General features: G+C 67.9%; 19 protein-coding genes. 10 read left to right on the forward strand and 9 right to left on the reverse strand.

Annotation, left to right across the window (positions count from 1 at the left end; genetic code table 11):
• Positions 1–716: 716 nt before the first annotated feature.
• Positions 717–1,808, reverse strand: coding sequence for an IS110 family transposase (locus CITRI_RS0110870; protein ID WP_029139248.1), 1,092 nt, complete (start codon positions 1,806–1,808; stop codon positions 717–719).
• A 370-nt stretch (positions 1,809–2,178) separates the two neighbouring features.
• Between CITRI_RS0110870 and CITRI_RS0110875 the strand changes: the two genes are divergently transcribed.
• The 3 genes from CITRI_RS0110875 to CITRI_RS0110885 are packed head-to-tail and all read left to right on the forward strand — an operon-like array spanning position 2,179 to position 3,070.
• The gene (locus CITRI_RS0110875; RefSeq protein WP_237709051.1) at positions 2,179–2,628 is read left to right on the forward strand and encodes a DUF2975 domain-containing protein; all 450 of its coding nucleotides are present in this window, start codon (positions 2,179–2,181) and stop codon (positions 2,626–2,628) included.
• Positions 2,628–2,885 carry a helix-turn-helix transcriptional regulator gene (locus CITRI_RS0110880; RefSeq protein ID WP_010144833.1) on the forward strand — a complete coding sequence of 86 codons (258 nt, stop codon included), beginning with the start codon at positions 2,628–2,630 and terminating at the stop codon, positions 2,883–2,885. Before CITRI_RS0110875 ends, CITRI_RS0110880 begins: the two co-directional genes overlap by 1 nt.
• Positions 2,882–3,070, forward strand: a complete 189-nt coding sequence (locus tag CITRI_RS0110885; RefSeq protein WP_010144834.1) for a hypothetical protein — start codon at positions 2,882–2,884, stop codon at positions 3,068–3,070. Before CITRI_RS0110880 ends, CITRI_RS0110885 begins: the two co-directional genes overlap by 4 nt.
• A gap of 420 nt (positions 3,071–3,490) precedes the next feature.
• On the opposite strand, the gene CITRI_RS17425 is transcribed toward CITRI_RS0110885, so the two are convergent.
• The gene (locus CITRI_RS17425; RefSeq protein ID WP_083843420.1) at positions 3,491–5,215 is read right to left on the reverse strand and encodes an alpha/beta hydrolase; all 1,725 of its coding nucleotides are present in this window, start codon (positions 5,213–5,215) and stop codon (positions 3,491–3,493) included.
• 302 nt (positions 5,216–5,517) lie between these two features.
• Between CITRI_RS17425 and CITRI_RS19435 the strand changes: the two genes are divergently transcribed.
• Positions 5,518–5,976: a hypothetical protein gene (locus tag CITRI_RS19435; RefSeq protein WP_141566077.1), complete on the forward strand. Its 459-nt coding sequence runs from the start codon at positions 5,518–5,520 to the stop codon at positions 5,974–5,976.
• Positions 5,976–6,431 carry a hypothetical protein gene (locus CITRI_RS19440; protein WP_010144837.1) on the forward strand — a complete coding sequence of 152 codons (456 nt, stop codon included), beginning with the start codon at positions 5,976–5,978 and terminating at the stop codon, positions 6,429–6,431. The genes CITRI_RS19435 and CITRI_RS19440 overlap by 1 nt, the downstream gene beginning before the upstream one ends.
• Positions 6,432–6,493: 62 nt before the next feature.
• On the opposite strand, the gene CITRI_RS0110905 is transcribed toward CITRI_RS19440, so the two are convergent.
• Positions 6,494–7,060, reverse strand: coding sequence for a dihydrofolate reductase family protein (locus CITRI_RS0110905; protein WP_010144838.1), 567 nt, complete (start codon positions 7,058–7,060; stop codon positions 6,494–6,496).
• 97 nt (positions 7,061–7,157) lie between these two features.
• On the opposite strand from CITRI_RS0110905, the gene CITRI_RS0110910 reads away from it, so the two are divergent.
• Positions 7,158–8,174, forward strand: a complete 1,017-nt coding sequence (locus CITRI_RS0110910; protein WP_010144839.1) for an MsnO8 family LLM class oxidoreductase — start codon at positions 7,158–7,160, stop codon at positions 8,172–8,174.
• Between the two features lie 7 nt (positions 8,175–8,181).
• On the opposite strand, the gene CITRI_RS0110915 is transcribed toward CITRI_RS0110910, so the two are convergent.
• From CITRI_RS0110915 to glnT, 5 genes are all read right to left on the reverse strand, one after another.
• Positions 8,182–9,516 carry an FMN-binding glutamate synthase family protein gene (locus CITRI_RS0110915; RefSeq protein ID WP_010144840.1) on the reverse strand — a complete coding sequence of 445 codons (1,335 nt, stop codon included), beginning with the start codon at positions 9,514–9,516 and terminating at the stop codon, positions 8,182–8,184.
• Positions 9,516–10,250, reverse strand: a complete 735-nt coding sequence (locus tag CITRI_RS0110920) for a glutamate synthase (RefSeq protein WP_141566078.1) — start codon at positions 10,248–10,250, stop codon at positions 9,516–9,518. The genes CITRI_RS0110915 and CITRI_RS0110920 overlap by 1 nt, the downstream gene beginning before the upstream one ends.
• 14 nt (positions 10,251–10,264) lie before the next feature.
• Positions 10,265–11,122 carry a glutamine amidotransferase gene (locus CITRI_RS0110925; RefSeq protein WP_237709047.1) on the reverse strand — a complete coding sequence of 286 codons (858 nt, stop codon included), beginning with the start codon at positions 11,120–11,122 and terminating at the stop codon, positions 10,265–10,267.
• A 118-nt stretch (positions 11,123–11,240) separates the two neighbouring features.
• Positions 11,241–12,368: an ammonium transporter gene (locus CITRI_RS0110930; RefSeq protein WP_010144844.1), complete on the reverse strand. Its 1,128-nt coding sequence runs from the start codon at positions 12,366–12,368 to the stop codon at positions 11,241–11,243.
• Positions 12,337–13,713, reverse strand: coding sequence for a type III glutamate--ammonia ligase (gene glnT, locus CITRI_RS0110935; protein WP_010144845.1), 1,377 nt, complete (start codon positions 13,711–13,713; stop codon positions 12,337–12,339). Before glnT ends, CITRI_RS0110930 begins: the two co-directional genes overlap by 32 nt.
• Before the next feature lie 333 nt (positions 13,714–14,046).
• Between glnT and CITRI_RS0110940 the strand changes: the two genes are divergently transcribed.
• The 4 genes from CITRI_RS0110940 (at position 14,047) to CITRI_RS0110955 (ending at position 19,592) form a co-directional block, all read left to right on the forward strand.
• Complete coding sequence (locus CITRI_RS0110940) at positions 14,047–15,339, forward strand: FAD-dependent oxidoreductase (protein ID WP_237709048.1); 1,293 nt, start codon at positions 14,047–14,049, stop codon at positions 15,337–15,339.
• Between the two features lie 88 nt (positions 15,340–15,427).
• Positions 15,428–15,682: a sarcosine oxidase subunit delta gene (locus CITRI_RS0110945; RefSeq protein ID WP_010144847.1), complete on the forward strand. Its 255-nt coding sequence runs from the start codon at positions 15,428–15,430 to the stop codon at positions 15,680–15,682.
• Positions 15,679–19,212, forward strand: coding sequence for a 2Fe-2S iron-sulfur cluster-binding protein (locus CITRI_RS17430; RefSeq protein WP_010144848.1), 3,534 nt, complete (start codon positions 15,679–15,681; stop codon positions 19,210–19,212). Before CITRI_RS0110945 ends, CITRI_RS17430 begins: the two co-directional genes overlap by 4 nt.
• Positions 19,213–19,310: 98 nt before the next feature.
• The gene (locus CITRI_RS0110955; protein ID WP_010144849.1) at positions 19,311–19,592 is read left to right on the forward strand and encodes a DUF1876 domain-containing protein; all 282 of its coding nucleotides are present in this window, start codon (positions 19,311–19,313) and stop codon (positions 19,590–19,592) included.
• Positions 19,593–19,639: 47 nt separating this feature from the next.
• Here CITRI_RS0110955 and CITRI_RS0110960 read toward each other — a convergent pair whose 3' ends face one another.
• Positions 19,640–20,569, reverse strand: a complete 930-nt coding sequence (locus CITRI_RS0110960) for an amidohydrolase family protein (RefSeq protein ID WP_237709049.1) — start codon at positions 20,567–20,569, stop codon at positions 19,640–19,642.
• Positions 20,570–20,614: the final 45 nt, after the last annotated feature.

Genomic DNA, 20,614 nt, shown 5'->3' on the forward strand with positions numbered 1-20,614 from the left:
GCTAACAGGCATCCGCACTTTCTTCAAATATTCGTCTCGGCATGCTGTCAATCTATGGGGCGCCCACCGGGGCGGGTGGTCGATGCGCATCTAGACTGTCCCGACTGACGAGCACTTGTTTTGCCGACGTTCAGGAACGGCCGCCGCAAACCCGCGATTTCGCAGCAACTGGTTCCGACCGCCGGAAAGCCCCGCAGAGCCTGCATTATGAACGCTCCGCACGCTAGGAGGGACTCCGAAGCAATAAGGCCCGGTTCGCTCTACGCCCCGCAGCTCGTCTCATAAAACGTTGGTTTGATGCGACGCTGAAACGCAGCATGGGCGCCAGCTTGAGGTCTACCAACCTCCCCCGGATTCTCCAGGAATTTGCCGTCACCAAAGACGCGGCAACTCGTCTCAATCGCCTGTCTCCTTCGCGGGTGTCTCAACTGATATGTAGTGGACGTCTGTCAAGAGGCAGGACGAGGCGCCCGTCCCCGATCGTGGGGCGGGCGCCTCTAGCTTCGCCTCCCGAGTCCGATGAGCGTGTCAATAATCGACGCGCGGTCAGACTGATATGCGCGGGTTGGATACCGCAGGACGGGGTGTTCGGCAGGAGCGGGACCGCGTGTCTAGGATCGGGCGTCACCGGGCCAGAGCCCGGCTGCTCATAGTTGAATCGCGGGTCGCTCCACGCGCTGCCACCGGCACCACGGAAGACGAAGCAGTCTGTGGACTCAGCCGTCCATCACGGCCAACGACCAGCACCAACCGGCCAGCTCCCGGGCCACGGCCACATTGGCCACCGTGCCCCGTTTGTCGCGGGCAAGGAACCGTACCCACCTCTCGTGCAGGCGCCGGTTGCCGGCATCACCGCGGGCCCGGGCCTCGGCCGGGGCCAGGTCCCACCGATCCCGCATGGTCTTGCCGATGGTGTACCGGGCCCGGTGGTGCCAAGCGGCCTCGACCAACAGCCGGCGCACATGAGTGTTGCCGGCCTTGGTGATCGGCCCCTGAGACCGGGTCTGGCCGGAGGAATGCTCGGAGGGAACCAACCCGACGAAGGATCCAATGCTGTTACCGGTGAACCGGTGCCAGTCCCCGATCTCCACGGCCAACCCGAACCCCGTCAGAGTGGAGACCCCACGCAGGCAACCGAGCCGTCGCACCAGCGGGCTGAACTCAGATTCCGCGGCCATCGCCGCGATGTCCTTGTCCAGCCGGTTGCGGCGGATCACAGTGGCCATGACCGTTTCATAGTCGGCATCGAAGGCTAACCGAGTGGCACGCTGGAGCAGCTGTGACTGGGCCTGGTGCACCAACCAGGTGTGATGGGCGCCGGTCCACGCCTGACCGCCGGAATAAACGATGCCCTGGCGCAGCAAGAGCTTCGAGAGTCGATGCCGTGCCCGCATCAGATCTCCCCGGCAGTCCTCCCTGGCTCGGACCAAGTCACGGGCGGCCTCCTGGTCCACGGAAGGCACCGCCACGGGTGTGATCTCATCCAATCTCAGCAACCGGGCCAGGTGCACCGCGTCCTTGGCATCGGTTTTCACCCGATCCCCGGCGGGGCGTTGCAGCTTCGACGGGGCCACCACCTCACACCGGATCCCTGCTTCCCTCAGCGTCCGGCAGAGACCAAAGCCGGTCGGGCCGGCCTCGTAGGCCACCGCTACCGGACCGGGCAGATCCTGCAGCCACGAGCGGATATGTTCGTGCGACGGGGTCAGTCTGGATTGGACGAGCTCTCCCGTGACGCCATCGATCGCCGCTGCCGCGACGGATCGTGCGTGCACATCGAGCCCGACACTCGTACGCTCGGTAAACACCGGGGCCTCCCACAACTGTCGGCAAGGCCGGGCACGGGGCTTCGTGTCCGGTAACCCACGAACCTCTGTGAGTGAGGCCCCGGCCCGCAACCCCTCCACGCCGGAGCGGTCACTACATACCGTCTAGGAAGAACACGTCGAGTTGTTGAGACGGGGTACGGATGACCAATCCGAGTACGCGGGTGATTCTTGGAGGCCCTCGCAGGGAACTGCCGTGGCCGAGAGCAACCCAAGGCCAGCAGCGGAGCCCCATCGGGCAGGATATCCCCCGCACCCCATGCGTCATATTGACTTTCGATAGATTAGCGATGAATCTTATGTCATGTCTATCGTAAATCGATTGGCTTTCCCCCTCAGGGTCCTGCTGGTGATGGTATTCGTCGGGCTGCTGGTCACCCAGGTCATGTCCTTCCCCGGAGAGTTCCTCTTCACCACCGAGGAGGGGCCACGCGCGGACCCCTGGCGCTGGCCGATGCTGGTGTTCTGGGAGCTGCAGGCCCTGTGCCTCCAGGTGGTGATCGTCTGCACCTGGCGATTGCTGACCCTGGTCCAGCGCGACCGGATCTTCACCGCGGCCTCGCTGCGGTGGGTCGACGTGATCGCGTGGACCTTCGTTGCGGCCTGGCTGGCATTGGCGGCCATGGCCGCTGCCCTGATCGCGTACACCTACTTCACCCCCGAGCTGCGCGACCCCGGGATGCCGGTGATGTTGATTGGCGTCACGCTCATCGGCGCGGTGCTGGTGCTGCTGATCGTGGTGATGCGGGACCTGTTGCGGCAGGCCACGACGCTACGGACCGAGATGGAAGGGGTGATCTGATGCCGATCGTGGTGCGCATCGACGTGGAGCTGGCCAAGCGCAAGATGAGCGTGGGCGAGTTCGCCGAGCGAGTCGGGATCACCCCGGCCAACGTGGCGGTGCTGAAGAACGGCCGGGCCAAGGCGGTTCGCTTCAATACCCTGGACGCGATGTGCCGGGTCCTGCACTGCCAGCCCGGCGACCTGCTCGAGTGGGTCGACGATGACGACGCTAGCGCTGGCGCTGAGCGTGGCGTCGGCGGTGAGGAAAGCCCGTGAGATGGCTGGTCTGCCTGCTCGTCGTGGCGCTCGGCATCGCGGCCGTCGTGCTCGGTGGCGCCGATGACTCACCGGGCCTGCAAGGCATCGGGGTGGTACTCATCGTCAGTGCGATCACCTTCCGCATCCGGGCCCTGCGCCAGGACCGTCGCCGACAGGCGGGCCTCGCCGGCCGGGGCCAGTGAAGCCTGACTCCAGCCTGGCACCTGCTTGGTTCTCAATAGCTGGAGTCCACAGCAGTGGTGACCCTCCGGTGATCGCGAGGGCCGCCAACCGCACCACCCCTCCCCCACAGGTCTCCGTCAGGTCTAGGTACATCCCAATCGGACGTCAGGTCTTGCCTGTGCGATCGTCAGGGTGAGGTCAATTCCCGGATTCATGGACACCGGCCGTGGAAGCTCTGAGATGTCATCCTGACACCTCGCACGGTAAAGGGTGTTCTTCAGCGAGCCACGGCGCGTCTGCCTCGAGTACAGATCATGATGTAGGGACAGAACCTCCTGGCCCCCGAGGGGCATTCATTCTGTCGCTCCGAAGTGCCCCGGTGGCACCCTTTCCCTCGTGTGATGCCAGTCGATATCACGCCTGCGAGGCAGACGGACCCGTCAGGGCGTGCCGGCCGGCTGGTTCGGGCGGGCAAGCCACGGTACGGGGGGCCCGATCGGCGGTGTCGGGTGGCTGGTCTGGGCCTGGGGCAGGAAGGGATTGCGGTTGGCCGGGCAGACCGCACCCTTAGGGGGCAGCGCCACGGTGAGCAGGTAGGCGTTGACGTGCTCGGTCGCGCACTGGCTGACCCCGTAGGCGGTGTGTCCCCAGCCGGCGTAACTGAGCAGTCGGCTGTTGCCCAGCAGGCGGTCACTGGCCACGGCCCCGTCATAGTCGGTGGCAGGATCGAAGTAGTTGCCGACCACGAGCACGGGGTTGGCGGTGTGCGCCGTCCAGGGTCCGACGTAGCGGTCCTCGTTGACGGGCCAATCCGCACAGCCGGTGGACCTCGACCACCAGAATAGGGGCCCGAACGGGGAGCCCTCTTGCGCGTATTCACCGATCGCCCTCCAGTCACTGAAGGCGTGCGGGTACTCAGTGTCGGCGCAGTGGTTGCCGTAGAGGGCATCTTGCTGATTGGCATAGGCGGACTGACCGCGGCCTTCGGTCAGCCGTTCGATCAGTTCTGCGCGTAACCGCACCGCCTCCGCGGCGGCCTCTCCGTCACCGGCCAAAGCGGCGTCCGTCAGGGCGTCTAGGAATGCCGCCGCACCCCCGTCGCCGCCCCACAGCCCGGGGTCGTACAACAATCCAGAAACCAGGCCGATCAGCATGTCGTAGGTGATGACGACGTCGTCATCAAGCACGATCGGTGCCTCGCGGATGGTCTCCAGGAGCTGGTTCCACCGCTGCTGGGACCCTTCACCACTCCAGAGGGCGCACTCCGCACCGGCTGCGTCGCACAACCGCAGGAACTCGTCCAACACCGCCTGGGGTGCGGTCCGGTCCGAGTCGATCTGCCGACCGCTTGACCACAGGCGCGGGTCAACGACACCGTCGATCGCCAGCGCGCGCACCTTGTCCGGGAACAGGTTGGCATAGGTGTTGCCGAGGTAGCTGCCGTAGGAGAACCCCAGATAGGTCAGCTTCTCATCCCCGACAGCGTCCCGCAGCCGGTCCAGATCCCGGGCCACATCGGCGGTGTTCATGTGCCCGGCAATCCGCTGGTGATCGTCATGGCATTCCGGGCCGAGCCTGGCGTGGATCTTGAAGAAGGGGCGGTACTGGTCCTGGCGATAGGGGAAGAGCGGCTGGCTAGCCAAATAGTTCCCGAACCCCTCCGGCGTGTCGAAGCAGTTCAGCGGCTCGGAGGCCCCGACACCGCGTGGGTCGAAGCCGACGACGTCGAACCGGCCCTCGAGCTCCCCGCCAAGGCCCTCGCCGAACCCGCTGAGCACATACTCGACGCCCGAGGCGCCCGGGCCGCCGGGATTGAGGAACACGCTGCCGATCCGATTCTGGGGGTCGGCCGCCGGCCACCGGGTCAGCGCGACGTACGTCATCGCCTGGGCGGGGTCGTCGTAGTCCAGGGGCACCGGCACGGTCGCACAGTCATAACCGGGATGATCGGAACCACAGGGTTGCCACTCGACGCCGGCCGTACTGACCGGCCCGGCCTGCCGAGCGGTCGGCGCACCTGCTTCCTGCCCCGCGACCGACGCAGATCCATGTGGCGCATGGGGCGAGGCGGCCGTCGCTGGATTCGTGGCGCCAATGGTGGCCACGAGAAGGGCCATCACCGAGAAAACGCGAACTCGCCTAGCTGCCAAACTGATGTTGGTCATGACTGAATCCCTGAGAGAGATCAAATGACGGCCGAATCCTAGGTCCCTGTGGAGACGGAGCACAAGGGTCTATCGACGGCCAGCATCATCCCCCTGGGCGCTGGTCCAAGACGTGCCGCCGCACAAGACCCGCACCACCAGGCCCGCAACCACATCAGCGTTGATGGACCCATGGGAGCCGAACTGCGCGATCACCCCCATCACCCCGGCCACCCGGTGCAGCCAAGTAGCGGTACGCGAACGCCGCCACTGGGAGGGGCCTGCAGACGCCAACACGGTCCACATGCTGATGCGCTCGATGTGTGAGCGTCTCCCGCCGAACTCTTGATCTCCCCCACCTTCCATGCTCCCCGAACTGGCCGCGCCGCCGTCGAAGCGTCGAGAAGAGGACGTGGGACCTGGCCCGCACGGAACAGGGCCTGGTGGCGGACCTCGAGGGCACCATCACCCCGCTGAAGGCCCGGGCCCCCGAGACACTCGCTGCGGACCTGGAGCAGTTCGGGACGGACACCCTCGATCTGCAACGCCGGGCCGAGTCCCTGGCCCAGGCCGTCGAGATCCGGTCCGGCCACGCGGGGTCCCGGTCGGTCCTGGACCGCTTCGCGATTCCCCTGCTCCAATCCATCGACGAGGTCCTGGTCCACCACAGGGTGTACCCGGCCGGGGCCCTGGAGGCGCACCGGGCGCAGCTGTTGGCGATCGCGCACGCGGCCCCGCCCGCGAGGAGACCGCAGCCCTGGCCGATCGGCACGGTGACCTGATGGAACGCTGGAACGCCGTGGAACAGGACAGCCACATCCAGTACGGCCGGACCCTCACCGGGGACCGGCCCCTGGCCGGACTCCAGGTCTACGGGGACCCCGGTGACCTGGCGGGGCCCGTGGAGCCACTGGACGGCGATCCCCGGACCCAGGCCGAGAGCCTGCGCCTTCAGCTCATCCGGGAGCAGATGAAGCGCAACGTGGACGTTGACCCCGATGCGGCCCTGCTGCTCGCCGATATCGAGCTGACGGTGGCCCTGCTCCCTCCCGGGGACTACCTGGACCATGCCTCGGACCCCGAGGACGAGCACCGCATCCTCATCGACTACTGGTCGCTGCTCGACGCCCAGGAGCAGGTCAAGCGAGACATGGGAACGGAACCCAGGTGCTCGGCACCCACGCGGGACGGCGCCGGCTGGCGGGCCTTCGCCAGGACCTCGACGAGCCCACCCTGAGGCTCGACCTGTCCCGGCTGGACATGGTGGCCGCGCTGGGACTGGATGCGGAGGCCGGAGGGTCAGGAACCCGGGGATGACGGCGGGGCGACGTCGTAGACCAGCCGGGCCCACTCGCCGATCTTCTCGGCCGAGCGCAGTCGCAACCGGTCCCACCGCACGTCGCCGGCGAACAGCGGCTTGCCGGAGGCCAGGGTCACCGGTGCGAGCGTCAGACGAACCTGGTCCAGGGCATCCGCCTCGAAGAACTGGGCCGCGAGTCCTCCGCCGCCCATCATCCAGATGTCGCCGGCACCGGCGGCCGCACGGATCTCGGGAAGGTGCCGGCCGACGTCGCCGTCCAGCACCCGCACGTCCGCCCCCTCGGGGACCGGCAGCTCACGGCTGGAGAAGACGAACAGCGGCTGGCGCCCGAGGTACTCCGGCCACTTCTCCGGGTGGGCCATCAGGTCCTCGTACTCGAGCACCCACTCGTACGTGGTCGAACCCATGACGATCGCGGTGGCCGACTCCATGAAGGGCGTGAGGTCGGGCTGCTCCCCCGGGATGGCGAACAGCCAGTCGAGGGAGTCGTCCTCGGTGGCCAGGAAGCCGTTGAGCGTGCACGCGGTCTCGTAGATGACGGCCATGGCCGAACCGTAGCAACTCGGTCACCGGCACCGCTGCCCCTGGACGGCTACCCCCGACCCCGGCAATATCCCCGTTCCGGATCGTGTTGAGGCTGGTATGACCGCCCCTGACCCCTCCCGCGTGCCCGTCTCCATCCTCGACCGCGCCAACTCCCTGGCCGGCTCCACGGAGGCCGAGGCCCTGAACGCCGTGGTGGACCGGGCCCAACGGTCCGAACGGCTGGGCTTCCGGCGCTTCTGGGTGGCCGAGCACCACGGTGTCCCGGGCATCGCCGGTTCCACGCCCACCGTGCTGATGGCCGCCCTGGCCGCCCGTACGCAGTCGATCCGCATCGGCTCGGGCGGGGTGATGCTGCCCAACCACCAGCCCCTCGTGGTCGCCGAGCAGGCCGCCACCCTCGAGGCCCTGTTCCCGGGGAGGATCGACCTGGGACTCGGCCGCTCCCTGGGCTTCACCCCGGCCGTGCGCCAGGCGCTGCGCACCGGTGAGGACGCCGCCCGGGACTTCCCCGGGGACCTGGCGGAACTGACCGGTTTCCTCCGGGGCAAGTCACCCTTCACCGCCCGGCCGCGCAATGACGTGGCGACCCCGCTCTTCGTCCTGGCGACTGGGCGAGGACTGGCCACCGCTGCGCAGGCCGGACTGGCTGTCGTCGTGGGCGGGCCGTCCCTCTTCCAGCGAGACGCCCACGCCACGCACCCGGGGCTGGACCTCTACCGGGAGCGGTTCCGCCCCTCGCCCTGGTACGCCGAGCCCTACGTGATCGCCTCGGCCAACGTGGCGGTCGCGGACAGCCGCGAGGCGGCCCGCCGGCTGCTGCTGCCCGAGTCCTGGGCGCTGGCCCGGTCCCGCTCCCAGGGCGAGTTCCGGGCCCTCGCGGACGTGGACGACGTCGTGGCCCGGCTGCACGGCGAGGGCGTCACCGGACGCGACCGGCAGCGGGTGTCGGAGAACCTCGAGCGGTCCATCCACGGGACGCCCCGGGAGGTGCGGGCCGGCGTCGAGGACCTGATGCGGTTCACCGGCGCGGACGAGCTGATGGTGACCGGGGGCATGAGCGACCTCGAGGGCCAGCACCGCTCGGACGAACTGCTGGCCGAGCTGTTCTGTTGACCCCGCCTCAGTCGTACTGGTGGTGCTTCGCGCCGGGGACCCACGAGGTGCCCGCCAGCGGGATCCGGGACATGGCCGAGGCCTCGATCGTGAGGGCCACCATGTCCTCCGGCTCCAGGTGGAGCAGGTGCGCCTTGCCGCACGCCCGCGCCAGCGTCTGGGCCTCCAGAGTCAGCACACGCAGGTAGTTCGCCAGGCGCTTGCCCGCAGCCACTGGGTCGAGGCGGGCAGCGAGCTTCGGGTCCTGCGTGCTGATGCCGGTGGGATCCCGCCCGTCCTGGAAGTCGTCATAGTAACCGGCGGCCGAGCCGAGACGCTCGTACTCCTCGGCGTACTTCGGGTCGTTGTCACCCAGTGCGATGAGGGCGGCGGTGCCGATCGAGACGGCGTCCGCACCGAGTGCCAGCGCCTTCGCCACGTCCGCCCCATTGCGGATGCCGCCTGAGGCCATCAACTGGACCTTCCGGTGCAGCCCCAGTTCCTGCAGGGCCTGCACCGCTTGCGGCAGGGCCGCGAGGATGGGGATGCCCACGTGTTCGATGAACACCTCCTGCGTAGCGGCCGTGCCACCCTGCATGCCGTCCAGGACGATGACGTCCGCACCGGCGGCCACGGCCAGTTTGGTGTCGTAGTACGGCCTCGAGGCACCGATCTTGACGTAGATCGGGGTCTTCCAGTCCGTGATCTCGCGCAATTCGTGGATCTTGATGGTCAGGTCGTCCGGACCGGTCCAGTCCGGATGACGGCACGCGCTGCGCTGGTCGATGCCCGCCGGCAGGGTGCGCATCCCGGCCACGCGTTCCGAGATCTTCTGGCCCAGCAGCATGCCGCCGCCGCCCGGCTTGGCCCCTTGGCCGAGGACCACCTCGATCGCGTCCGCCGAGCGCAGGTGGTCGGGGTTGACCCCGTACCGGCTCGGCAGCAATTGGTAGACGAGCTTGTCCGAGTGACCGCGCTCCTCCTCGGTCATGCCACCGTCCCCCGTGGTGGTCGAGGTGCCGACCTCGCTCGCCCCGCGGCCGAGGGCCTCCTTGGCCTGGCCGGACAACGCCCCGAAGCTCATGCCGGCGATCGTGATGGGGGTGGACAGGTGGACCGGTGTGGCGCCGTGGTGCCCGCCGAGCGGGACGTCCGTGTCGCACCGCTCGCGGTAACCCTCCAGCGGATAGCGGGACATCGACGAGCCGAGGAAGAGCAGGTCGTCGAAGTGCGGGACCTTCCGCTTGGCGCCCCAGCCGCGGATGTCATAGACGCCGGTCTCGGCCGCATGACGGATCGCCGCGATGTGGAAACGGTCGTACGTGGCCGACTCACGGAGGCCACGATCCTCTGGGGTGCGCATCAGTAACTCCCGGACTGGTCGCTGGTGAAGTGGTACAGGGTGCGGCCGGAGCCATAGCGTCGGAAGCCACCGAGGTAATCGTCGTCATCGGCCTCGGCGGCCTTGCCCGACTCCCGCAGCAGTTCGGCCAGCTCGGCCCGGTGCTCGTCGCCCATCTCCTTCTCGATGCAGTCCGCGCCCAGGTCGCCCACGGTGCCGCGGACGTAGATCCGCGCCTCGTAGATCGAGTCGCCGAGCCCGTCGGCGGCGTTCCCACAGACCACGATCCGCCCGGCCTGGGCCATGAACGCACTCATGGCCCCGATGTTGCCGTGCACCACGATGTCGGCGCCCTTCAACGAGATCCCGCACCGGGTGGAGGCGTTGCCCTCGATGACCAGCAGTCCTCCGTGCGCGGTGGCCCCGGCCGACTGGGAGGCATCATCCTTCACGCGCACGGAACCGGACATCATGTTCTCGGCCACCCCGGGGCCGGCCGAACCCTCGATGGTGATGTGCGCCCGCTGGTTCATCCCGGCGCAGAAGTAACCGACGTCGCCCTCGATCCGGATCTCGACGTCGTCGTGCACCCCCGCCGCGACGGCGTGCGCGCCGCGGGGGTTCTGCACCACGTAACTCTGAGCACTGGGGGCGTGCAGCTCGCTGTTGAGTTCCCGCACGTCTGTCTCTGCCAGGTCGAAGACCCGTGCCTCGGCGCTCGTGGCCTCCAGTTCCGTCGTCTCCGTCTCCATCATCTCTCCTGTCCCCGTCACTGGTGGGCACCCGTCATTACGTCTTCGCGCTTCCACGCGTAGACCTTGCCCGGTTCCGGTTCGAACACGCGTGCCTCGTAGATGCCCGGCAGGTGTGCGAGCGCCTGGAACTCGGAGGCCATCGCCACCCAGCGCGGGTGCTCGGCGATGATCGCCGGCTTGCAGGCGATCTCGTCCCGGGCCACGGCGAAGCCCTTGTTGGTCGTGACGAGCAGGGTGAAGAAACCGTCGAACCGCTCGGCGAGGGCCACGAGCGCCGCCTCCAGGTCGTCCCCGGCGTCGAGTCGGGCGGAGACGAACCGGGCGGCCACCTCGGTGTCGTTGTGCGAGTCGAAGGTGGCGCCCTCGAACTCCAGCTCGCGCCGGATGGAGGCGTAATTGGAGAAGGACCCGTTGTGGACCAGGCTCAACCCGGTGCCAGCGGCATAGGGGTGTGATCCCTCGGCGTTGATGGCGGACTCCGTGGCCATGCGGGTGTGGGCCACACCCTGCCACCCGGTGGCCTCGGCCAGCCGGAAGTCCTCGGCCAGCTTGAGAGGGTGGCCCACGCCCTTGTAGACCACGCTGTCATCACCCTGCCCGATGACCCTGACCTCTGGCGCGGCGGCCTCGACGGCCTTGGCCAGCCGGTCCGGGTCCGTTGCCGCGGTGATCACCGTGGTCTCACCGGCCCGTTCCACCCGCAGCTCCTGGACATCCGGCAACTGTGCCGTCACCGCCTCGGCCACGCCGTCCGGCGCGTGCAGAACGGACACGGCCGCGTGACCGTGCGGCACGCGGGCGGTGTCGCCATAGATCGCGACGCCGGCCGAGTCCGGTCCGCGCACGATGATGCCCTGCAACATGGTCGTCATGAGCGAACCCAGCTGGTCCTGCAGTCCTGGATCCCTCAGGTGGAGACCGATGATCCCACACATGGACACTGCCTCCCTTGTTTCTGCCTGATGGAATGGATGGTGCTCTCCTGTCCCGTCACTGTGCCTCCGCGGCCCGGACCTCGTCCAGGGGGAAGGCCTCGGCGTCGTCGAGCATCCTCTCCGGGGGCGGGAACAACCGCAGGATGAGTCCGGCGACCAGTCCCGTGACGAGCCCGATGACCAGGGTGCCGAGGACCGCCCAGAGCTGGTCCAACGGTGCCGCGAACAGCACCAGCGGGACCAGGCCGCCGAGGATGCCCGGCACGCCGTGCAGGTTGTGCACACCCATGGTGTCCAGGACACCGGTCTTCCGGCAGAGCCAGTCGTGGAGGTACACGAAGCACAAGGTGGAGGCCGCACCGCCGAGCAGGCCGATCAGCCAGGACTGCAGGGGCGAGGCCAGGTCCACCGAGGCCCCGATGGCAACGCCGCCCGCGAGGATCGCGTAGGTGTAGACCAATGGGTCGATGGTCCGCTTCAGCGCCCACAACAACACGTAGGTGACGAGGACCGAGGCCGTCAGCGCCAGGTAGGTGTTGATCATCCCTGGGATGACGGCCTCCGGGGGCAACAGGGCGGTGACGAAGGAGGGCCACAACACGAACAGGAGCATGCTGGCCAGCCACACGAACGAGACACTGTGCACGCTCGTGTCCTGCGGAACGTCAGACACCCGCCGGTTCTGCAGGCCGAGGATGACCCCCCAGCCCCAGTACGCGGCGAACATGTGCACCAGGATCGACCCGCCTGAGTCCAGCACCCCGTCCAGGAGACCGAAGAGGAACCACTCGTTGAACATGTAGGCAGGCACGAAGAGCACTGAGGCGAGGATGAAGTGGATCGTGGCGAGGTGCCCCAGGAAGACTCCGATCGCGATCACCAGCGTGATCGAGGCGAAGACCCCGAGGATCACAGCGTCGATGTCCAGGTCGTTGCCCAGCACCTGGGTGTAACCGATGAGGTAGAGCGGCCAGCTGACGGCCAGGACCAGCAGCGTGGTCAGGGCGACGCCCCACTCGAAGCGCCTGATGAACATCATCAGGAACGCCACGAGCATGAGCATGAAGAACACGTCCTGCCCGCGGTGGAACTGGAACAACTGTGCCGTCTGCCCACCGGCCTCGGTGACCTCCGCTGCCGCGGCGATCAGCTCATGGGAACTGGAGATAGCGCTGGACCTCATAGTCCGTCACCCTGTCTGTGAGCTCGTGGTACTCGTCCAGCTTGAGTCGCGTGTAGTAGTCGACGAAGTCCTCGCACTCCTCGGACGGTTCGCCGTGGGCCCCCTCCAGCGGGACCTTGCCGAAAGCGTTGCGGAGCACCTCGTCACGCCCGAGATAGTGGATCGACTCGAGCAGGGAGTGCGGCAGGGTATGGATCCCCCGCTGGTGCATCTCCCGGGTGGACATGTCATAGAGGTTGCTCCGGTTCGCCTCGCCCGGATCGAGCTTGCGCTCGATCCCGTCCAGCCCCGCGGCCAGCGCGGCAGCGAAGCCCAGATAGGGACTGCCGGAGAAGTCCGGCGTGCGGTCCTCGATGGCTCCGACCCGGGCGACGCGAAGCATCTGCGTGCGGTTGTTGCCACCGTAGGTGACGGCCACCGGAACCCAGGTGCGCACCGACTCGGTGCCGGCCTTCATCCGCTTGTACGAGTTCACGGTGGGCGCCACCATGGCCATGTACCCGCGGGCATGGTCGAGGATACCGGCCGCGAACTGGTAACCGAGTTCAGACAGTCCCAGCCCGCGCGGATCGTCGAGGTCCTCGAACAGGTTCACGTCCTTCTCGGCGTCCCACAGGCTCATCGTGTAATGGAACCCGTTGCCGGTGTTGTCCGTGAACGGCTTGGGCATGAACGTGGCGATAGCCCCGTGCTGCTGCGCCACGGTCTCGGTCATGTACCGGAAGAACACCGCCCGGTCCGCGGTCTCCATGGCGTCGGCGAACATCACGTTGCACTCGAACTGGCCGTTGGCATCCTCATGGTCGACGGCGTAGTTCTCCCAACCGAGTTGGGTGACGTACTTCGACATCTCCGTGACGAAGTCATACTTCCGCGTCAGGCCCTTGACGTCGTAGCAGGGCTTGGACCAGTTGTCCTGGCGGTCCGCGACGACGAGTTGGCCGTCATCGTCGAAGTCCACCAGCATGAACTCAGCCTCGAAGCCGATCTTGAAGACGTAACCCAACTCCCGCGCCCGTTCGAGTTGGCGTCGCAGGATGGTGCGCGGACAGAACGACCATTCTCCACCCTCGACCCGGGCATCACCGATCAGGTGGGCGAGTCCAGGCTGGAAGGGGACGATCCTCAGCGTGGAGGGATCCGGAATCACCTCGATGTCCGGGCTGTGCGGTCCCTGTCCGATCTCCCCGGCCGCGAAGCCAGCGAAACCCGCGCCGTTCTCGAACAGGGAATCCAGCTCGGAGACCGGGACCAGCTTTGCGCTCGACTTTCCCCGGACTTCTGTAAAAGATGCGAAGATGAATTCGATATCATTCTCTTCGACGATCCTTCGGACATCATCCACAGTTCTCGGAGTTTCTTCCATACCAGCGTCTCTTTCCTCTGCACACGGACGTGAAGCGAGCAGTCTGTTTACTTTTCAATCCAGCAGGAAAACGTTTGTAATAGCAGATGCTATGAGGGTCTCAGCGAGCCGTGTCAAGGCCTGAGAAGCCCGGGAGGCATACCGTGCCACCCGTGAAGGCAGGGCCACCTCCACGCGTTGACACCCGTTGTGAGGCCATGATTCGATGGCCCCAATTCGTGAGCAGCATCACTTTTCATCTCATAGTTGTTGTGAATTTCTTAATTTCTTGATAGCCAGTATTCGCCTTGTCGGCAACCGGTGGAGGAAGCCTTGACTCGCCCAGACAACCCCCAGCCCTCCTTCCGACCTCCCCTGCTGCGCCGGTACTCGGCCGCCCATCTCGCGGCCCGGGGTCTCACGCAGCGGAGATGGCCACGGTCCTGGCGGGACCATGACCTGGACTCCCGGTACGACGTGGTGATCATCGGTGCGGGGCTGCACGGCCTGGCCACGGCCTACTACCTGGCGGCGAACCACGGGATCACCAATGTGGCCGTTGTGGACAAGGGCTACATGGGCGGCGGCGGCTCGGGGCGCAACACAGCGATCCTGCGCTCGAACTACCTCACCCCGGAGGGGGTTCGGTTCTACGACCGCTCCCTGAGGCTCTACGAGGACCTGGCCGCCGAGCTCAACTACAACGTGATGTTCTCTCGGCAGGGTCACCTGACGCTGGCCCACAATGACGGCGCACTGCGCACCATGCGGTGGCGGGCCGAGGTCAACAAGGTCCAGGGCATCGACTCCGAGGTCATCGACCCGAGGCAGATCAAGGAACTGGTGCCCCACCTGGATACCTCCACGGACACCCGGTACCCGATCCTGGGCGGGCTCTATCACCCACCGGGGGGCACCATCCGGCACGACGCCGTCGTCTGGGGCTACGCCCGCGCGGCCGACCATCTCGGCGTCCAGGTGCACCAGAACACGGAGGTCACCGGAATCGACGTCACCGACGGCAAGGTCACCGGCGTAGAGACCACCCGAGGGGACATCGCCACGGGGACCGTCATCAATTGCACGGCCGGCTGGTCGACGATCATCTCGGAGATGGCCGGGGTCGAGATGCCGGTGACAACCTCCCCGCTGCAGGCGGCCGTGACCGAACCGGTCAAGCCGTTCCTGCACACCGTCGTCGTCTCCGGCACCCTGCACGTATATGTCAGCCAGACCGACCGGGGCGAGCTCGTCTTCGGTGCCAGCGTGGACCCCTTCACCTCGTTCTCGACGCGCGGGTCCCTAGCTTTCGCCGAGGGCCTGGCCGGCAACGTCCTGAAACTCATGCCCGCCCTGTCTGGGATGCGCCTGCTGCGCCAATGGGCGGGGTTGTGCGACATGACGCCGGACTACTCTCCGATCATGGGCCCCACCGGCGTGGACGGGTTCCTGGTCGACGTCGGCTGGGGCACCTACGGATTCAAGGCCGGCCCGGTGGCCGGGGAGGCGATGGCCGACACCGTCGCGAGCGGCCGAGTGCCGGAGATCATCGCCGACTTCGGCCTGGACCGGTTCAGTTCAGGCCGGCTCGTCGGCGAGAAGGGCGCTGCGGCGGTCGGGCACTGACCTCTCGCCCCCCGATCTCACCTGCTGAGGCAGCGCCGAACACTCCGACCCGTCACGACCCCGACCCCACCCCAGGAGGATGGTTCCCATGATGCAGCTGAGCTGCCCGTGGTGCGGCCCCCGCAACGTCAATGAATTCCACCATGACGGGCCCCTGCACCACCGTCCGGACCCCACCGCCACCACCGTCGAGGAGTGGCGGCATTACCTGTACATCCGGGAGAACCCCCATGGCGTGGTCGAGGAACGGTGGTATCACGCCGCCGGGTGTCGGAAGTTCCTCGTCGTGACGCGGGACACCCGCACCAACACCGTGATCCCTGCCGAAGGAGAGTCCCGATGAACCTGTCCAGGAGCCGCACCACCCTGGATCGCCGCATCGCACCCCAGCCCGGTGAGGTGATCGACCGTTCAACCCCGGTCGAGTTCACCTGGAACGGTCGGGCCTACTCCGGGTTCCGGGGGGACACCATCGTCTCGGCCCTCGCAGCCGCCGGGGTGCGCATGTACTCCCGGAGCATGAAGTACCACAGGCCCCGCGGGCTGCTGTCGGCCACCCTGCACGACCCCGGGTGCATGGTGCAGGTGGATGGGGACCCGAACGTCCGCGGCGCTCACCGTCTGATCGAGGAGGGCATGAAGGTGTCCTCGCAGAACACGTGGCCCTCCCTCGAGGTGGACGTGCGCGGGGTGAACCAGCTGGCCGGCCGCTTCCTCGGTCCGGGCTTCTACTACAAGACGTTCATCAAGCCCCAGCGCCTGTGGCCGGTCTATGAGACGGTGCTCAGGCAGTTCGTACACGGCGGCCGGCTGAGCCGGACTCCCGGCCCCGAGGCCTACGACAAGCGCCACGCCCACGCCGACGTGCTGGTGGCGGGAGGCGGTCCCGCCGGTCTGGCCGCAGCCCTGGCCGCCGCTGAACGTGGGGCCCGCGTCATGCTCGTCGAGGAGGGACACCAGCTCGGCGGGCACCTGCGCTGGAGCGATCCGGAGACCGCCGCGGGCCTGGTCCGACGGGTGGCCCAGGCCGAGACCATCCAGGTCCTCACCAATGCGACCGTCGCCGCCCGCTACGACGACAACTGGTGCGCCGTGGTGCAGCGCCATCCTGAACCGGGCGTCGCCGAGCGCCTGCTCAAGACGCGGGCGCGCAGCCTCATCGTGGCTCCGGGGCTGCTGGAGAGGCCCTACGTCTTCGACGGCAATGACACCCCCGGCGTCATGCTGTCCACGGCGGCCCGCAGCCTGGTGAACCTCTACGGCGTCGCCCCGGGCGAGCGCGCAGTCGTGTTCAGCGCCAATCCGGACGGCGATGCCGCGGCCGAAGACCTCGAACGGGCCGGCGTCGAGGTCGTCCGGTTCGTCGATGCGCGGGCCGGCCAGGACATTGTCCGGGTTCGCGGCCGCAAGACGGTCGAGTCCGTCGAGCTGGCGGACGGCACGCGACTCGAGGCCGACCTGCTGGTCACCGCGACTGGCTGGACCGCGCCGACGTCGTTGCTCAATATGTCCGGGGACGTGCCGGTCTACGAACCCCGGGCCGCGCGCTTCCTGCCTGGTGGCCAGGCCGGTCAAGGTGTCTTCGCCACCGGAGGGATCGCCGGTGACGGTTCCACGGACCTCCTGATCGCACACGGGCACGCCACCGGGGCTGCGGCCGCCGTCCACGCCCTGGGCACCCGGCGCCAGCATGCACTCGCCGTGCCGGCCACCTCCGGCCGGGTCGACGCCACCGTCCCCGCCGATGCGTCCGTCCCCGCCATTCCCGACCTGGCGGTGGAGGAGCATCCCGAGCTGTTCCGGTCCTCCACGCACGGCATGGTCGACTTCTCCGAGGACGTCTCCTCGAAGGACCTCTACAGCGCCGTGGCCGAGGGTTACGATTCCGCCGAACTGGCCAAGCGCTTCACCACGGTCACCATGGGGCCCACGCAAGGAAAGCACGAGTTGATGAACGCGATCGCGGTGATCGCGGACGCGACCGGGAAGACGATCGCGCAGACGGGCACCACCACCTGGCGGCCGATGTACGCCCCGGTCACGCTCGGCGCCCTGGCCGGGCCAAGCCAAGACCCGGTCCGGTACTCCGAGATCCACTCCTGGCACGAGGCCAACGGCGCGGTACCCCTCGTGGCCGGCCAGTGGATCCGGCCGGAACACTACGGCGACCCCGAGCAGGAGGTCCGCGCCGTCCGCGAGGCCGTAGGGATCATCGATGTCTCTCCGATCGGCAAGCTGGACCTGCGGGGACCGGACGTCCCGAAGTTGCTTGAGACGGTGTACACCAACAAGTGGTCGAAGCTCGAGGTCGGCCGGGTCCGATACGGCGCGATGTGCCGTGAGGACGGGGTCGTCTTCGACGACGGTGTCACCGCCCGGCTGGGTGAGGACCATTACCTGATGAGTACCACCTCCTCCGGGGCCGCGAGCGTCTGGGAATGGCTCGAGACCTGGCTGCAGACCGAGCGCCCGGAATGGCGAGTCCACGTCACTCCCGTGACCACCGCGTACACCAGCATCAACGTCGCCGGGCCGCAGGCACGCCGCCTGGTCTCTCGCCTCGTCGAGGGCATCGACCTCTCGGCGGAGGCCTTCGGGTACATGCGCGTGCGCACCGGACGGGTGGCCGGGGTGGACGACTGCATTCTCTGGCGCATCGGTTTCACCGGTGAACTGTCCTACGAACTGCACGTCCCCGCCTCGTACGGCCTGCACGTCTGGGAGGCACTTCTCGAGGCCGGCCAGGACCTGGGGGTGACACCGTTCGGCGTGGAGGCCCAGCGCGTCCTGCGCCTGGAGAAAGGCCACCTGATCATCGGTCAGGACACCGACGGCCTCACCCAGGCCTACAGTGCGGGATTGGACTGGGCGATCAAGCTGGACAAGCCCGACTTCGCGGGCAAGCCGGAACTGGCCTGGCAACGAGAGCACGGCGGCGGCACCCGCCTGGTGGCCCTGCAACCGGTGGATCCGGACATCGTCCCGGCCGAGGCCAGCCAGGTCCTGCGCCCGGACGGGCGGATCGGCGGGCGCATCACCTCCAGCCGCCACTCACCCACCCTCGGGCGGTCGGTCTGCCTCGGCCAGCTCGAACCGTCCCTGGCGGCGGCCGGATCGGTCGTGGACGTCCGCCTGCCGGACGGACGGACGGTCCAGGCCGCCGTCATGGACCGGCTGGCTCACCTGGACCCGGACGGCACCCGGCTGGAGAACGACTCCGTGCCGGACGAACCGCAGGCCCATCCCACCCCCCTGGCCCGCGGTCCGCTCTCCGTCACCGGTCCCACGGAGGAGCTCCGCGGCTGGCAGGTGGCCGGCCAGCACAGGCCGGCCGAGCTGTCCCTGACGGACTACACCCCGTTGGTGAAGGTTGGTGTGCGCGCTGAGCCAACCGGCGCCGTCGCGACAACCCTCCAGGCACCCTTCGGCCGGGTCCACCGGGGCGAGAACACCCTCGTGATCGGATCCGGGCCCGGCGAGTGGCTGGTCCTGGCCGAGCCCTGCAGTGGCACACGGGTCCTGGCAGACCTGGGGCGGCTCGCCGATGATGCCGAGGAGCAGGTGTCCGTGGTGGACCTCACTCACGGGCGGGCCATGTTCCGGCTCACCGGGAGGGAAGTGACCGACCTGCTGGCCTCGGTCTGCGCCCTGGACCTCTCCGACGACCTGGTCCCCGACGGGTCTACCCTGCGCACCACCGTGGCCGGAGTGGTCACCGACCTGGTCCGCCTCGACGAGGGCGGCCGGCCGAGCTACCTGCTCCACTGCGAGCGCTCGAGCGGGATCTATCTCTCGGAGACGCTCCTGGACACCGGCCGGGACAGGGGCCTGACGGATGCTGGGGCGCCGGCGGCTGGGTACGTGATCAGCTGAGAGGACGCGCTCTTCGACCATGGACACGTGAGCGCGCGCGGTCCTAACCTCGTCTCATCCCCGGCCAGCCGCTGCAAGGACCACCTGGAGGGAACACGATGACACACACCTGGAGAATCTCCGTCAACCTGGTCACCACGGAGGACCCCACACCGGACGAGCGCGTCACCACGGCCCACGCCCAGCTCACCACCACCTCGGGGACCACCCTGGAGGGGTTCGGCCGGGCCCGGCGCAATCCCGTGGACCGCGACGTCCCGGAGATCGGTGAGGAACTGGCCACGGCGCGCGCGCTGCGGGACCTGGCAGACCGGCTCCTCAATGCGACCTCGGACGACCTGTCCGCGATCGAGCACCAGAGGATCCACCTGTACAAGTGACCGTCGGCCCACCGGCCGCTCCGGTTCCACCGGCCCGCGGGCGGCGGTCAGCGAGCCGTGAGTCCGACGAGCCTGCGGGGCGTGTGCCACAGCGCGCCGCGCATCCAGTCGTCGTCCATCCCCCACTCGGCGAGCGCCTCGATCTGGTGGCTGTACGCATAGGGAATGGACGGGAAGTCCGTTCCGAGGACGACCTTGTCCCGCAGACCGGCCAGGGTCCGCGGATAGTCCGGCGGTGCCGGGTGAGTCCGTTGCATGTATGAGGTCCCGACCATCGTCGTGTCTAGGTAGACGTTCGGGTGCCGCGCGGCCAGTTCGGCGAACTCGCGGTACTCGGGCAGGCCGGCGTGGGCGATCACCAGGACCAGCCCCGGGTGCCTGTCGACCAGTTCGCGGATGGGCTCCGGCCCGGTGTACTCACCCTGGTGGGGGCCGCTGCCGCAGTGGATGACCACGGGGGCCCCGGCCTCCTTCACGGTGGCCCATGCAGGGCCCAGGAGGGGGTCGAGGGGGGTGAAGCCGCCCACCTGCACGTGCACCTTGAAGATGCGCGCCCCTCGCTCCAGGCTCCGCACCACCTCATCCTGCGCACCCGGCTCAGGGTAGAACGTCGCGGAGTGGATCGCGTCCGGGTGCCTGGCGGCGAAGTCGGCGGAGTAGTCGTTGAGCCAGGCCGCCATGCCGGGCCGGTGGGCGTAGTTCAGCGTGGTGTAGGCGCTCACACCGATCTCCCGCAGCGTGGCGACTCGTTGCTCCTCGGACTGGCGGTACTCGATATGCCACGGGGGCCCGCCGCGCTCCACCTCGGTGTCGAAGAACGCCCACACCTTCTCCTGCACGTTGGCCGGCATGAAGTGCACGTGCAGGTCCGTGATGCCGGGGATCCCGAGCGATTCCAGGTAGGGGCGGACCTCCCGGTCCGTCCGGGGAGCCGGGGCGGTCGTCCCGGCCGTACCGCGCATTCGTTGCGTGTCCACGTTCGCACCCTAACGAACCCGACGCCGGCCCGCGGCCGTCTCGGC

The organism is Citricoccus sp. CH26A (assembly GCF_000224415.1).
Taxonomy (GTDB): Bacteria; Actinomycetota; Actinomycetes; order Actinomycetales; family Micrococcaceae; genus Citricoccus.

What these genes read in the sequence shown, in the direction of transcription:
- CITRI_RS0110875 (WP_237709051.1), top strand. Translation starts at nt 2,179, where the DNA reads ATGGTATTCGTCGGGCTGCTGGTCACCCAGGTCATGTCCTTCCCCGGA.
- CITRI_RS0110880 (WP_010144833.1), top strand. Translation starts at nt 2,628, where the DNA reads ATGCCGATCGTGGTGCGCATCGACGTGGAGCTGGCCAAGCGCAAGATG.
- CITRI_RS17425 (WP_083843420.1), bottom strand. Translation starts at nt 5,215, where the DNA reads ATGACCAACATCAGTTTGGCAGCTAGGCGAGTTCGCGTTTTCTCGGTG.
- CITRI_RS19440 (WP_010144837.1), top strand. Translation starts at nt 5,976, where the DNA reads ATGGAACGCTGGAACGCCGTGGAACAGGACAGCCACATCCAGTACGGC.
- CITRI_RS0110905 (WP_010144838.1), bottom strand. Translation starts at nt 7,060, where the DNA reads ATGGCCGTCATCTACGAGACCGCGTGCACGCTCAACGGCTTCCTGGCC.
- CITRI_RS0110910 (WP_010144839.1), top strand. Translation starts at nt 7,158, where the DNA reads ATGACCGCCCCTGACCCCTCCCGCGTGCCCGTCTCCATCCTCGACCGC.
- CITRI_RS0110915 (WP_010144840.1), bottom strand. Translation starts at nt 9,516, where the DNA reads ATGCGCACCCCAGAGGATCGTGGCCTCCGTGAGTCGGCCACGTACGAC.
- CITRI_RS0110920 (WP_141566078.1), bottom strand. Translation starts at nt 10,250, where the DNA reads ATGATGGAGACGGAGACGACGGAACTGGAGGCCACGAGCGCCGAGGCA.
- CITRI_RS0110925 (WP_237709047.1), bottom strand. Translation starts at nt 11,122, where the DNA reads ATGACGACCATGTTGCAGGGCATCATCGTGCGCGGACCGGACTCGGCC.
- CITRI_RS0110930 (WP_010144844.1), bottom strand. Translation starts at nt 12,368, where the DNA reads ATGAGGTCCAGCGCTATCTCCAGTTCCCATGAGCTGATCGCCGCGGCA.
- CITRI_RS0110945 (WP_010144847.1), top strand. Translation starts at nt 15,428, where the DNA reads ATGATGCAGCTGAGCTGCCCGTGGTGCGGCCCCCGCAACGTCAATGAA.
- CITRI_RS17430 (WP_010144848.1), top strand. Translation starts at nt 15,679, where the DNA reads ATGAACCTGTCCAGGAGCCGCACCACCCTGGATCGCCGCATCGCACCC.
- CITRI_RS0110955 (WP_010144849.1), top strand. Translation starts at nt 19,311, where the DNA reads ATGACACACACCTGGAGAATCTCCGTCAACCTGGTCACCACGGAGGAC.